The organism is Gilliamella sp. CG16, assembly GCF_046635785.1.
Taxonomy (GTDB): Bacteria; Pseudomonadota; Gammaproteobacteria; order Enterobacterales; family Orbaceae; genus Gilliamella; species Gilliamella apicola_I.
In genome coordinates this window covers 350,443-364,216 of record NZ_JBIDFL010000001.1, presented here as the reverse complement: position 1 = coordinate 364,216, position 13,774 = coordinate 350,443, and the positions used below count along the sequence as shown (strand labels likewise).

At 34.6% G+C, this 13,774-nt stretch carries 11 protein-coding genes and 1 other RNA gene; 6 read left to right on the top strand and 6 right to left on the bottom strand.

From position 1 onward, the window contains the following. Positions 1–50 precede the first annotated feature (50 nt). Complete coding sequence (locus tag ACGH47_RS01630; protein ID WP_267352304.1) at positions 51–1,403, bottom strand: MFS transporter; 1,353 nt, start codon at positions 1,401–1,403, stop codon at positions 51–53. Between the two features lie 234 nt (positions 1,404–1,637). Between ACGH47_RS01630 and ACGH47_RS01625 the strand changes: the two genes are divergently transcribed. From ACGH47_RS01625 to mnmE, 3 genes are all read left to right on the top strand, one after another. Then, the gene (locus ACGH47_RS01625; protein ID WP_411589896.1) at positions 1,638–2,201 is read left to right on the top strand and encodes a DNA-3-methyladenine glycosylase I; all 564 of its coding nucleotides are present in this window, start codon (positions 1,638–1,640) and stop codon (positions 2,199–2,201) included. Between the two features lie 12 nt (positions 2,202–2,213). Further along, a complete protein-coding gene (locus tag ACGH47_RS01620; RefSeq protein ID WP_267380845.1) occupies positions 2,214–2,801 on the top strand; it encodes a YdcF family protein in 588 nt (195 codons plus the stop codon). A 124-nt stretch (positions 2,802–2,925) separates the two neighbouring features. Then, positions 2,926–4,287 (top strand): tRNA uridine-5-carboxymethylaminomethyl(34) synthesis GTPase MnmE, encoded by a 1,362-nt coding sequence (gene mnmE, locus ACGH47_RS01615; RefSeq protein ID WP_267352301.1) that lies wholly within the window; start codon positions 2,926–2,928, stop codon positions 4,285–4,287. A gap of 252 nt (positions 4,288–4,539) precedes the next feature. Here mnmE and ACGH47_RS01610 read toward each other — a convergent pair whose 3' ends face one another. The 3 genes from ACGH47_RS01610 to ssrA all read right to left on the bottom strand — a co-directional run bounded on the left by ACGH47_RS01610 (position 4,540) and on the right by ssrA (position 6,746). Then, positions 4,540–5,403 (bottom strand): FRG domain-containing protein, encoded by an 864-nt coding sequence (locus tag ACGH47_RS01610; protein WP_411622485.1) that lies wholly within the window; start codon positions 5,401–5,403, stop codon positions 4,540–4,542. A gap of 9 nt (positions 5,404–5,412) precedes the next feature. Continuing rightward, positions 5,413–6,291, bottom strand: a complete 879-nt coding sequence (locus ACGH47_RS01605; RefSeq protein ID WP_411622483.1) for a helix-turn-helix transcriptional regulator — start codon at positions 6,289–6,291, stop codon at positions 5,413–5,415. A 90-nt stretch (positions 6,292–6,381) separates the two neighbouring features. Further along, positions 6,382–6,746: a transfer-messenger RNA gene (ssrA, locus tag ACGH47_RS01600) on the bottom strand. Positions 6,747–7,398: 652 nt separating this feature from the next. Between ssrA and ACGH47_RS01595 the strand changes: the two genes are divergently transcribed. The 3 genes from ACGH47_RS01595 (at position 7,399) to ACGH47_RS01585 (ending at position 10,069) form a co-directional block, all read left to right on the top strand. After that, on the top strand, positions 7,399–8,292 hold the full coding sequence (locus ACGH47_RS01595; protein WP_411622482.1) for a DMT family transporter: 894 nt from the start codon (positions 7,399–7,401) through the stop codon (positions 8,290–8,292). 176 nt (positions 8,293–8,468) lie between these two features. Further along, positions 8,469–9,158: an HD domain-containing protein gene (locus tag ACGH47_RS01590; protein WP_411622481.1), complete on the top strand. Its 690-nt coding sequence runs from the start codon at positions 8,469–8,471 to the stop codon at positions 9,156–9,158. 68 nt (positions 9,159–9,226) lie between these two features. Next, positions 9,227–10,069 (top strand): aldo/keto reductase, encoded by an 843-nt coding sequence (locus ACGH47_RS01585; RefSeq protein ID WP_411622479.1) that lies wholly within the window; start codon positions 9,227–9,229, stop codon positions 10,067–10,069. Positions 10,070–10,108: 39 nt separating this feature from the next. Here ACGH47_RS01585 and ACGH47_RS01580 read toward each other — a convergent pair whose 3' ends face one another. Next, positions 10,109–11,032, bottom strand: coding sequence for an AEC family transporter (locus tag ACGH47_RS01580; protein ID WP_267349837.1), 924 nt, complete (start codon positions 11,030–11,032; stop codon positions 10,109–10,111). A 24-nt stretch (positions 11,033–11,056) separates the two neighbouring features. Then, positions 11,057–13,735, bottom strand: a complete 2,679-nt coding sequence (gene glnD, locus ACGH47_RS01575; RefSeq protein ID WP_411622478.1) for a bifunctional uridylyltransferase/uridylyl-removing protein GlnD — start codon at positions 13,733–13,735, stop codon at positions 11,057–11,059. Positions 13,736–13,774 lie beyond the last annotated feature (39 nt).

The window sequence follows — 13,774 nt, the reverse complement described above, 5'->3', positions numbered from 1 at the left end:
TTAAAATAGAATAAAAAAGCAGGAAACATCCTGCTTTTTTATTGATAGAATTATTTATTATTGGGTTTATTTGACCAACCTTTTTTTGCTAACGGATAAAAACCCACCGCAACTGCAATTAACGCGACAAACGAGATATAAATACCTGCACCAAGATAACTATATTGACCCAGTAAATGGTCGGGGCTTAAAAGATAAATTGTTAAAGTCGGTGTAATGGCACTAAATAAAGCGTAGGCTAAATTATAAGAAAACGATAAACCCGAATAACGAATCGCAGGTGGAAAAGTTCTTGTACCAATGATTGGTGTCATGGCGACAGCGCCAATAAATAAACCAAATATTGCCCAAGTTAAATATAATTCAGTAAGTGAAATTGTTGGTGACAAAGTACTATAAAAATAGATACTCATCACGGCCAAACCACCCCATGTTATGATCACTGTTTTTGTTGTCCCCAGTTTGTCTTCTAACCAACCAGAAATAACACAACCGATAGTTAAGGTTAATGCTGCAATACAACCACCAATTCGCCAATCCAGATTAGCAAAATGATACATCCCACCAACAATACGACCAGGCGTTATTAAGATACCTACCATAATCGCAGTGGATAATGACCAAGTTAAAAGTGCTACAATCAAACACGCCGTTTTATGATTTTTTAAAACAGAGATGACAGGAATATTTTTTTCAATTGCCTTACGGGCAGCTAATTCTTTGAAAATAGGGGTTTCGGATAAAAACCGACGCAAATAAACCGAAATGACACCAAAAATACCACCAACAATAAAAGGGATCCGCCAAGCATAATCTAAAATATTTTGGTGGCTAAAACAAAGATCAATAATAATGGTCACAATAAAACCAAGTAAAATACCCCCAGTAATACCCGAAGTTAAGGTTCCGACACCAAAGCCATAACGTTGTTTTGGCACGTGTTCAGCAATAAAAACCCAAGCGCCCGGCATTTCACCGCCAATGGCTGCTCCTTGCAACATACGCATCACTAATAATAACAACGGTGCAAAAATTCCAATGGTTTCGTAGGTGGGTAAAATACCAATAATAAATGTGGGTAAAGCCATCATTGCCACGCTAAGTGTGAACATTTTTTTGCGACCGACTTTATCGCCAAAATGAGCCATAATGATACCGCCAACAGGGCGAACCAAGTAGCCAGCAGCAAAAATTCCCCATGCAAAAAGATCTAATGTTAAAGGTGATAACGTATGAGGTAAAAAAAGAGGTTTGACAATCGTATCGATATACAGGGCATAGATGACAAAATCATAAAATTCTAACGTTCCCCCCAAAGAAGACAAAACTAATGTTTTTAAATCTTTACTGTTTAATGGCCTTGCAGCAGGCTGCCATTCTGCGTTAATTTCAGATTGACTCATGAAAAAACCTTAATTGTATGGTTAATATAAAATAGAAAATAAAGAAAATGACTCTTTTATAACTAAAACTTGTTATAAAAATAACATTCTGCCATAAAAAATTGTATTTAATTTCATCATAAAAAAATTTAATGAATGCGGTAAAACTGAACATTTGATTTATAATAATTAAAACATTTAATTATTTTATGTTGTACTATCAATAAACTATTTTAACTAAGGATGAATTTGGGGATGATGACTAAAACAAAAATACGCTGTGACTGGGTTTCAAACGATCCTTTATACATAAATTATCACGACAACGAATGGGGAATTGCCCAGTATGATAGTCTAAAATTATTTGAAAAAATCTGCTTAGAAGGACAACAAGCGGGATTATCTTGGATCACCGTATTGAAAAAACGTGAAGAATATCGGCGCTGTTTTTTTGATTTTAACCCTGAAAAAATTATTACATTAACCCAAAAAGATGTTGAACGTTTACTCGAAAACAAAGGACTGATTCGAAATCGATTAAAACTAAATAGTATTATAAAAAATGCACAAGCTTATCTAACAATGAAAAGTAATAATGAAGATTTTTCGACATTTATTTGGTCTTTTGTCGACGGTAAACCAATTATTAACCACTACAAAGACCTTAGTGAAGTGCCTGTCAGTACCGATATATCTGATAAACTATCAAAGGCATTAAAAAAACGAGGCTTTTCTTTTGTTGGGTCAACAATTTGTTACGCTTTTATGCAATCAATGGGATTAGTCAATGACCATTTTGAACATTGTTATAAAAAATAGGAGTTAAAAGAAATGATCGCCAAATTATTTAAGTATGGCTTAGCGTTAATCTTGACTTATTTTGTTATCACTAACATCGTTATTTATCTTTATTCTAAACAAAAGCCAGCGCCAGATGCCGACACTTTAGTTGTATTAGGTGCACTTGTTGTAGGTAATCCTGCTGTTCCTCATTACACCTTAGCCCAACGATTAGATGTTGCCTACGATTATTTACAACGTAATCCACGAACGAAAGTTGTTGTGTGTGGGGGACAAGGTAATAATGAGTCGGCGACCGAAGCAAGTGTGATGGCACAATATCTAATTAATAAAGGTATTGATCCAAAACGGGTATACCAAGAAGATAAATCGACGCGAACAGCTCAACAATTTGTGTATGCCAATCGTGTATTGCCGTTAGGCAAGACAGTTGTGGTAACTAATGATTTTCATATGCTGCGTTCGCTAATGCTGGCTAAACGTTCAGGCTTTAACGAAATATCAGGTTTATCGGCACCATTAGGGTGGGGAAATGAAGAAAAATATGTCGCATTAATCCGAGAACCCCTAGCATTGGCAAATTCTTGGTTATTCGATCATCCAAAGAAAGATGAATAATCAGCCGACTGATTCTATCACTTAAATAATCAATGAATAACGGCAAAACCCATAGTCACTACTGTTTTTGCCGTGCGTCCATGCTATTATTAGGTATTCAAATTTAAATCAGCTACAAACATATATGAAAACAGATACCATTGTTGCACAAGCAACGCCACCCGGTCGAGGTGGTGTGGGCATTTTGCGAATTTCGGGGCCACAGGCGCAAACCGTTGCGCAAGCGATACTCGGTAAAATACCAAAACCTCGCTATGCGGAGTATCTTCCTTTTTTAGCTTCTGACGGCACAACCTTAGACGAAGGAATAGCGCTATTTTTTCCTAATCCTCACTCTTTTACGGGCGAAGATGTACTAGAATTACAAGGGCATGGTGGGCCTGTCATTTTAGATTTGCTTTTAAAACGGGTATTAGAGATTGCTAACGTCCGTATTGCAAAGCCGGGTGAATTTTCAGAGCGTGCTTTTTTGAATGATAAATTAGATTTAGCCCAAGCCGAAGCCATAGCCGATTTAATTGATGCAAGTTCTGAGCAAGCTGCAAAATCAGCGATTTCATCTTTGCAAGGCGTGTTTTCGAAAAAAATTAATGAATTGGTTGAATCATTAATTCATTTACGCATTTTTACCGAAGCCGCAATAGACTTTCCTGAAGAAGAGATCGACTTTTTATCAGATGGCAAAATAGAAGCACAACTTAATGAAGTGATTACTCGCTTAAACGAAGTTCGCCAAGAAGCAAAACAAGGCTCACTGTTACGAGAAGGGATGAAAGTGGTGATAGCTGGTCGTCCAAATGCCGGTAAATCAAGCTTACTGAATGCGCTGGCGGGTCGTGATGCGGCGATTGTTACCGATATTGCAGGCACAACGCGTGACGTATTACGTGAACATATTCATATCGATGGTATGCCCCTACATATTATTGATACTGCGGGTTTACGTGATGCCAGTGACGAAGTTGAACGCATTGGTATTGAACGAGCTTGGCAAGAAATTGAACAAGCAGATAGGGTACTATTTATGGTCGATAGCACCACCACAACCGAAACCAATCCCGAAAAGTTATGGCCAGAATTTATAGAACGGCTACCCAAAAATATGCCTGTTACAGTCATACGCAACAAAGCAGATTTAACTGGTGAAGCATTAGGTTACAATCAAGTCAATGGTTACTCACTTATCCAACTTTCTGCACGAACAGGGGAAGGGGTAACGTTACTTCGTGATCACTTAAAACAAGCCATGGGTTTTACCAGTAGTACTGAAGGCGGCTTTTTAGCACGTCGACGACACCTGCAAGCACTCGAAAAAGCGTCAGAACACCTCAACAATGGTAAGTACCAACTTACGGCTTTCCATGCTGGTGAACTTCTTGCCGAAGAACTCAGACTTGCCCAAGAAGCGCTAAGCGAAATCACTGGTGAATTCACTTCAGATGATTTATTAGGTCGTATCTTCAGTTCGTTTTGTATTGGCAAGTAGAAAAAATTGTCTAGAGGGGATTAACTTAAGAAGACTTTCTTAAATTCTCAATCATATAATAATCATTATATGATTGAGAAATTTATTGCAAAATTCATAGAATATTTATTTTTAAAATAAACTTATTCAAATCCTGTATTATGTATTTTTAAAGGCTATTTATACAAAAGTTCAATAAGAACTACATATAAAAATCAATAAGTTAACTAAAATTTTTTAGTGATTCATATTAGAAGATTATTTATTCTTTGTCTAGACTGGTGTCCCATTTTTGTGAGATATGTATCTCGCAGAGCTCTCGATATCGGGAAAAACTGTACTTTCATTAATATTGATTAAATCTAATTCTTGTAAAATTTTTTTCCGATTATGAATTTTTATTCTTTGAATTTCAATATTTTCGTTACCACTTTCATTTAAAGTAGCATTTAAGCCAAATAAAAGGAAAACACCTGATTGAGAAGATATTCTAATATTATTTTTTATTCCTTTAATACAAATAATGTTTTCTAAATCATATTTATCAATTCTGGGTTCAAAAAATGGTTTTTCTTCTCTAATAAAATGTAACAGTTTCTTTATACTTGGTTGCTGATTAAAACGTTCTTTTTCTCTATTAAAATTAATTGTTTCTTTTTCATCATGGGATAGTCTTGCTAAATTTGCAATACAACTTGCTGTATCAGAGTCATAATATTTAATATATTCGTTATCTATAAAAAATAGAATTACTTCGCCAACTCTTTCGTCTATTTCAATACTAGATTTACAAGCGAAATAGAGAGCTATTAATGGATTTGATGTTAGATCGAGTAATCTGGTGGGCATAGAGTAATGTTGCATTCTAACTAATTTATCTAATGTATATTTATCATTGATAAACTCTTTATATTCAGACATATAAAGTTCTCGATATAATATGTGCTCTTGGCTACAATATTTAGGCTGATTTTGATTATCTTTTCTAAATAAGGATGGTTCTAAAAGATAATTTTCATTTGAGTGACCTCGATAGAATATATTTTGATGATTCTTATTTTCAATCTTCAATATTTGATCAATAAATTCAACCAAACTCTCTATATGAATATTTTCAACATTTTCTGTTTCATCCATTTTATTTCCTTATTTATTTTCAAATATTTCATTACGACCAATTTTATATAAGTACAGGGGAATATCAATTAAACCCACACTATTCAAGGGAATAAAATGTATTTCACCATTGTCATCAGAAAATTGAATAAATCTATTGAGTTCAAATTCAATTAACCTAACATCATTAAATAATTCCTGAGCATTTACTATGTCAATCGTTTCAACAGTATTATCATGATAATAAATATATACCTGATTTAAAATCTCAAGTACATTATCCTCAGTAATTCTTTTTTCTTCAATTAAATTTACTACCTTATTTTGTAGCTCTTCTGAAGTATTCTGACAAAAATGTTCATAGTCAAAAAAGTATTCATCTATCAAGTTATAAAATTCTTCAGAGCCTAGCCCCTGATATCCATCCCACGGAATCTCCCAATCTTTTGGGGAATCTGAAGCATCACTGAGGAGTGAAATTTTTTTTACAATATTTTTATTGATTAGAAGTAATCGATTATTTAATGTGTCTAAAGAGAAAATATCATTTTCTTTACTTGGTTTATCATTACTTAAGATTGTTTCAACTCTATCAAATGTAGAGTTAGTTATAGGATACCATTTAATTATGTTAGAATTATATAAAAGAATACCTATATGCCCCCAAAAATAATCAATAGTTTCGTTGAAGTTCCATGGACTATAATCTGTAGTTGCAATTGACTCATTACTTAAAATATCGTAAACGCTTGTACTAAAAATATCAGCAAGATCTCGTAATATTTTTAATTCAGGTTGAGCTTTATTCAATTCCCAATTTTGGATATCTTTGGTTTTTACACCCAACAAATTAGCTAAATCTTTTTGTGTAAAGTTACATTGTTTTCTTAATATTTTAAGTTTTTCCATAAAAATAATATTATTATTTAAATATATATAATTATGAACATAAATTATACAAAATACAAGTCATCAAGTATAGGAGGAAATTATAATCGGTGGTGGAGCTGGCGGGAGTTGAACCCGCGTCCGAAATTTCTACATCCTTGGTACTACATGCGTAGTTTGTCTTTATATTTCGCCTACCTGCTGCGGACAAACACGCTACCGATAGACTAGCTTGATTAAGTTTAATGCTTCCGCCCCAAGCAAGGCTTCCACACGATCTCGTTTGGGTTTGACTCCTCTTTATCCCCGTCCTACGAGCGGAGGCTAGGGAGAGAAGGCTCTATGCAGGTTATTAAGCTGCTAGTGCGTAGTTTTCGTCGTTTGCGACTATTTTTTTGCGGTTTATTTACGAGGCCAACCGCACCTCGGCATGCACCTTGGGTTTCGCAAATCCCGTCGAATCCAGAATCAGCCCCAAATGTGATAAGTAACTTAGTACAATATCGGGGCATTATAGGTGAAATCAAGCATGAATACAAGTTAGCTTCGTTTGGGGTTGGCAATCAAATGTTTGTTTTATGATAGTTTTGCGCTTATTAGAAACATTAAATAGTTTCATTTGTAAATGTGACTTTATTAATAGCGTTAAAGCGGATGAGTTACAAAGCTGACATGATTAATTAGTGGATGTTGAAAAAGTAAAAAATTTTACTTTTTTGAAAAAAATTTAATTAAATAAATAATAATAAATCAAATAATTAAAAATTATTTTAATAAAATCTCAAAAATATCTGAAATTAAATTGAACTTTTTGGGTTTTTGCTTGTCTATATTAACAGATTACGTTTTTTCATTTTTTGCCCTCCACTCGAATTTCGGGTGGATTTTTTTTATCTGTCATCTTTCTTCTTTATATTTACCTATCATTATAACGACTTTAATTTGTTTGCACACAAAAGAGCATAGCGTTAGTATAAGTGCATATTCTTAAATAGCATTATTTTTAACAAAATCAAGTAAGCACTAGACATAATTTTTGTATTATTCCTAATATATTTATCAATGCCTTTGAAAAGTGAGTAAAAATTTACTCAGAGAGGGCTACATTGCTGTAAGATTGAGGTCTTTATGTTATTAACAAAAAGAACACAGGGGCATTTAATTGCATTAATGACTGTGTTTTTTTGGGGAACGACGTTTATTTCCACCAAAACATTATTAATTGAGTTTAAACCGATAGAGATTTTATTTTTTCGTTTTTTACTGGGTTATGTAACGCTCTGGATTCTATGCCCTCGTTTGTTAGTTTGGCAAGGAGTAAAACAAGAGTTCATGTTTTTATGTGCTGGATTATGTGGCATTACCTGTTATTTTTTATGTGAAAATATTGCATTAACCTATACTACTGCTTCAAATGTAGGAATTATCACAACATTAGCCCCCATATTTACTGCGCTATTAGCTATGTTTTTTCTCAAGGCTGAAACACCACCTAAGCGTTTTTACGTTGGTTGTTTATTTGCCTCGATTGGCGTTGGATTAATCTGCTTTAATGGCAAATATGTGCTTGCCATGAATCCGCTTGGTGATCTGCTCGCTATGTTAGCCTGTTTATTTTGGGCATGTTATTCGATTTTAACTAAAAAAAGTAGTCATCGAGGGTATAACACGATTTTATTAACCCGACGATTCTTTTTTTATGGTTTATTGCTCATGCTTCCAGCACTTTATTTATTCGATTTTAAACTAAATTTAGCCCGATTTAGCAATACAACCAATCTATTTAATATCCTGTTTTTAGGCGTAGGGGCATCTGCAATTTGTTTTGCATCTTGGAATTATGCGGTGAAATTAGTGGGGGCTGTAAAGATTAGCATTTATCTCTATCTGGTCCCTGTGTTAACGATTATTGGTGCGGTAATTATATTGAATGAGCCGTTTACTTGGCTTGCTGCGTTTGGCACATTATTTACGCTCTGTGGTGTGTTATTATCCGAGCGAAAAGTTAAATTAAAAAGATAGTTTGATTTATATCATTCTATCAAATCAAAAAAGTAGAAAAAAATCGCCTCTTTTTTGTTAACTAAAATTTTAGGTCATCTTAGTTTATTCGCTTATCAATGGCATCAAGCATAATTTGACCTAAATGTTAATCATATCTCAAAATAGTGTCCCACATTAAGGAAGTGATAAATCGAATGAGTCAGGAATCAAAGAAAATGGTCGATCAACAAAAAATTATCAATAATGTTCAAACTTTTGTTAAACAAAAACTTGCTGACGATTTTTCTGGTCATGATATGGCGCATATTGAAAGAGTAGTTAAATTGGCAAAACAAATTTTAAAACATGAGCCAACAGCCAATGACTTTATCGTGATTTTAAGTGCCTATCTTCATGATGTTATCGATGAAAAAGTGGTATCAGATGTGAATCACGCCATGAGTGAGTTACACGATTTTTTAATTCAACAAACGATCAGTCAAAGCGAAATTAAACATATTTTTGACATTATTGAAAATATGTCATATCGAAAAAATCTTACTCAAAAAAAAGAATTGTCGTTAGAAGGGCAAATTGTACAAGATGCAGATCGATTAGATGCCATTGGTGCTATTGGTATCGCTCGGACGTTTTACTATGGGGGTAACAAGCACAATATTATGTATGATCCCACTATATTACCCAGAACATCATTAAATGAAGAAAACTATAAACAACCTAATACAGTGATAAACCATTTTTATGAAAAACTCTTTTTACTCAAAGATAGGATGAATACACAAATTGCTAAAAAAATCGCATTAAAACGTCACGCTATATTGGTTGAGTTTGTGAAGCAATTCGAAAAAGAGTGGGATGGTGATGAAGAAGAGATAATACTCTAAATTAATTGATAATATCGATATGATCGATATAATTGATCAATAATCTAAATAAAATAGAAGGGGTTATCATGACGATTTCGATCAACAGTAAAGTAATGCTTAGTCATCATGTAGCAATGCAGCAACTCGGTTTTGGCACTTATCAATTAACTGATTTTGATGAATTATCATGTGCAGTAAATGCGGCTATTAATGCGGGATATCGAGCGTTTGATACCGCTCAGCTTTACCAGAACGAAAAGCAACTCGGGCAAATTCTTAAAGATTGCCATGTCGCACGTGATAAATTGTTTATTACCACTAAAATCAATAATAGCAATCAAGGTTATGATAAAACATTAGCGGGTTTTGATCAGTCGCTAAAAGATTTACAGCTTGATTACCTCGATCTTTTTTTAGTTCACTGGCCATTAAGTGACACTTTTTTTGATACATGGAAGGCGTTCGAAAAACTGTATGAAGAAAAGCGTGTGCGGGCAATCGGCGTTTGTAATTTTCAAATCTCGCATTTAGAATTACTCTCAACCAAAGCAAACATTAAACCCATGCTTAATCAAATCGAGATTCATCCTTATTTAACTCAAATCGAATTAGTGGAATATTTACGACAACAAAAGATTGCTATTGAAGCTTGGTCACCGTTGGCTCGTAACAAAGTCATTAATGATCCGCTTCTTATTAAAATTGGTAATAAATATCAGAAATCAGCATCACAAGTGACATTACGCTGGCATATTCAAAATGGTTACATTGTGATCCCTAAATCAGCACATCCGGATCGAATTGTGCAGAATGCTAATATTTTTGATTTCGAACTCACTTTAGATGAAATAAAAGCCATTAATGGACTTAACCAAAATCTGCGCGTAGGGCCGAATCCAGATAACGTTTATCAAAAAAATGGTTTTTGATGGTGAAAGATAAGATCTCTCTGATCGAGAGATCATGAATCAGTAAGGAATGGGCGCCCCAACTAAGGATAGAACAATCGGTAGGGTAATTAAACTGATTAAAGTACTGAAAAAAGTGGCACTTGATACAAGTTCAGGGTGCGTGTCAAATTGTACCGACATTAATGTCGTGTTTGCCGCACTTGGCATTGCAGCTAGTACTATTAGCACTTGCTTATATACCGGTGCAATAGGCATGAAGTAGACCATGGCACAAGCAACAATTGGCGATAGAATCATCCGAGTGAGGAGTGCAAAAGATAATTTAGGATAATCCAGTTGGGTGATTTTTATTTTCGCTAATTGCATACCTAATATAATCATAATAACCACGATGGATGCGTCACCAATCATCCCAATGGACGTCATAATCGATTTAGATAAGGGAATGTTACAAAGTTGAAAAAGAATTCCTAAAAACGCCCCATACGCCACAGGCATTCGAATAACTTTGTTAATGACATCTTTTTGCGTAACGATATCATCACGAGCACTTCCTTTTGCCGCATAATAGATACCAACAGTACTCATGACAAATTGTTGTAGCACCATCATAATTACGCCCAGATCAAATCCTATTGTGCCAAAAAAGACAAGCAATACGGGTGTGCCATAATTACCATTGTTCATAAAGCAAGCGCTTAAAATCATTGCACAGCGTTCTTTGCTTGAGTATTTCATCAAAATAGACCAAATCGAAATAATGATGACTAAAGCAAAACAGAGACCAAAAATATAGCAAATATAGAATAAGTATTCTGTTGTTAAGGTATGTGTATAAAATGTTTTAAATGCCAAAAAGGGTGAAAGCACATACAGTGACATTTTGGATAGGTTTGCCACATCAAAATGTAATTTTTTCTGCGCAATAAATCCCACCACGAAAATACAAAAAATAGGAAACAAAATAGTAAAAAATTGCATAGTTATTATCTTTAATTTATGTGATTAATTCATTGCATCGAGCGCAACAATGATGGATTGTTTTAGTTTATGACAAGTATCATCATCAAGGGCATGGTTATGTTTGTCGGTCAAAATAAACAGATCCTCGATATGTTCGCCGATAGTGGCAATTTTGGCACTCCTTAAAGATATTTCTAAGTTCGCAAAAACTTCTCCAACACAAGCTAAAAGTCCTGGTCTGTCTAAAGCAATCAATTCCATATAGGTTTGACTTTCGTTAAAGGATGATAAAAAGTTAATTTGTGTCGGCACTGAAAAATAGCGTAATCGTTGTTTAGGTGGTTTTACCGTAACACCTTTATAAGTCGGTTGTTGTAATGTTTTTTCAAGTGCATTTATTATACCTTCATGGCGATCAGATTGAACGGTATTGCCGTTAGGTTCCAGTACAATAAAGGTATCAAGCGCAAATCCTTGTTTATTGGTGATGATAAGCGCTTCAAGTATATTTAAATTGTGCATACTTAAGTTGTTGCAGACGGTAGCAAACAAATAAGGTCGGTCTGGTGAGTAAATAACGATTTCTGTACCACCATGATACGGCGTCGGATTGATCATAACTAGTGTTTGCGTTAAGTCGTGGTTTAACAAATTTTGAGCATGCCACACGATCTGTTCGGTAGTGTAGCGCAAAAAGTAATCCACCCGATAGTTTAGCCAAAAGTTTTTGATGTGTTGCTCATCATAATTTTGAGCGATTAAGATGGATAGTGCTTCTTGCTTGTGTTGACGAGCAATACTCCGCTGTTCCGGTATTTGGTGTATTCCAATATCAAATAAGTGTTCGGCATTAAAATACAGTTGACGTATTAAGCTTTGTTTCCAACTGTTCCAAAGTGTTTCGTTCGTCGCACACACATCAGCAACGGTTAAGCAGAGTAAATATTGAAGGCGACGCCGACTTTTAACTTGTTGAACAAATTCTTGAATCACAGCAGGATCTTGTAAGTCTCGATTTTGTGCCGTGACTGACATCAGTAAATGATAGCGTACTAACCAAATAATCAGATCAGTATCTTTTGTTTCAAGCTCATGTAATTGACAAAATTTTTCAACTAATTTAGCACCAATTTCAGAATGATCACCATGTCGACCTTTACCGATATCATGAAATAAACCCGTAATAATTAACAGTTCAGGTTTGGATAATTTAGCAAAAACGTTTGAGCTATTAGGATGCTTTTGTTTCCCTTGTTCTGATTTTAAACTATCAAGCTCTATTAATAATCGTACCGTATGTTCATCAACTGTATAGGTATGAAATAGATCAAATTGCATCATACCAGCGATATGTTTCCAACCAGGTATATAGACCGCTAAAATACCATAACGATGCATGGGTAAAATTGCTTTTGCAATGGCATCCGGATGCTTAATGATTAACATAAATAGTGTTCTGGCTTTAGGGTGTTCACATAATAATGTGGTGAGTTTTCGCCTTGCAGAGCGTAACTGACGAATGGTATTAGAATAGAGACCGATGATTTGAGGATTGAGCAAAATGGTGTAAAACAGTTGCAGTATCATTGTTGGATCTTTTTTAAAGATACTATCATCTTTTACATCAATTAATTTTTCTCGGATTTGAAAGTGCTCATCGATAGCATAGGGTTTATTGCTTGGATTAACTTCAAGAATAGACTCATCAAATAATTGCAGTAACATTTGATTGAGTTCAGTAACGTTGTGTGCAATTCGGTAGTAATCATGCATCATTTGTTCAACAGGTGCATTTCCTTGACCTTGATAGCCTAAAAGCTTGGCGATACTTAATTGACGATCAAAAAGCAATCGGTTGTCATAGCGAGTAATGACACTGTGAAGGGCAAAACGAATACGCCATAAAAATTTACGACAAGTTCTAAATTCGTCTACCTCTTCGGGAGTGAGGTAATGAAAATCAGCAATTTTTTGCAAAAATTCATCGCCAAAGTGACGAATCGCAATCCATTGAATAATTTGCATATCCCGTAGACCGCCCGGACTATTTTTTAAATCAGGTTCAAGATTATAAGTTGTACTGTGATATTGCTGATGCCGGGCTTGTTGTTCGGCAATTTTAGCACGATAAAAAGCAGGAGAAGGCCAAATTTTATCACTAAAAATGTGTTGTCGAAGGGTTTGTAATAATGGATTATTACCCGCAACCCATCTTGATTCAATTAGATTGGTCATGATAGTAATATCGTTTTTAGCTTCTTGCAAACACGTTTTTAGCGTTCTGACACTATGACCTATATCCAAATGAAGATCCCAAAGCAGCCGTACTAACTCGCCGATTTGTTTTTCGATATCATGATTAAGCGGGTAATCACTTAATATCAAAATATCAATATCTGACAAAGGGTGCAGCTCTGCTCGCCCATACCCCCCGACAGCGATTAATGCAATACGATTATTTTTTAAAGCTGATGAAGTTTGATCGGGAATTTGAAAATAGCACCATAATCGTGCAAGTAATTTATCGATAAATTGACTGCGTAGATGCACTAATTCATCAATATCTGCATTTTGTTTAAATTGCTTCATCGACCATTGTTGAAATTGGTCAAGGTGTTGTTTGAGAAAGTTAATATTTATCTCAGCATCACTAAAATCAAGTGGTGAAATAGGATAAATTAAATGCACTTGCGTCATGGGAATAAAATTAAGACCATTCAATAATCATATCGTCACCTGATTTTCACAGACTGTCAAGCA

Excerpts from the sequence above, each read along its gene's own strand:
- ACGH47_RS01630 (WP_267352304.1), bottom strand. The coding sequence starts at position 1,403 with ATGAGTCAATCTGAAATTAACGCAGAATGGCAGCCTGCTGCAAGGCCA.
- ACGH47_RS01625 (WP_411589896.1), top strand. The coding sequence starts at position 1,638 with ATGATGACTAAAACAAAAATACGCTGTGACTGGGTTTCAAACGATCCT.
- ACGH47_RS01620 (WP_267380845.1), top strand. The coding sequence starts at position 2,214 with ATGATCGCCAAATTATTTAAGTATGGCTTAGCGTTAATCTTGACTTAT.
- mnmE (WP_267352301.1), top strand. The coding sequence starts at position 2,926 with ATGAAAACAGATACCATTGTTGCACAAGCAACGCCACCCGGTCGAGGT.
- ACGH47_RS01610 (WP_411622485.1), bottom strand. The coding sequence starts at position 5,403 with ATGGATGAAACAGAAAATGTTGAAAATATTCATATAGAGAGTTTGGTT.
- ACGH47_RS01605 (WP_411622483.1), bottom strand. The coding sequence starts at position 6,291 with ATGGAAAAACTTAAAATATTAAGAAAACAATGTAACTTTACACAAAAA.
- ACGH47_RS01595 (WP_411622482.1), top strand. The coding sequence starts at position 7,399 with ATGTTATTAACAAAAAGAACACAGGGGCATTTAATTGCATTAATGACT.
- ACGH47_RS01590 (WP_411622481.1), top strand. The coding sequence starts at position 8,469 with ATGAGTCAGGAATCAAAGAAAATGGTCGATCAACAAAAAATTATCAAT.
- ACGH47_RS01585 (WP_411622479.1), top strand. The coding sequence starts at position 9,227 with ATGACGATTTCGATCAACAGTAAAGTAATGCTTAGTCATCATGTAGCA.
- ACGH47_RS01580 (WP_267349837.1), bottom strand. The coding sequence starts at position 11,032 with ATGCAATTTTTTACTATTTTGTTTCCTATTTTTTGTATTTTCGTGGTG.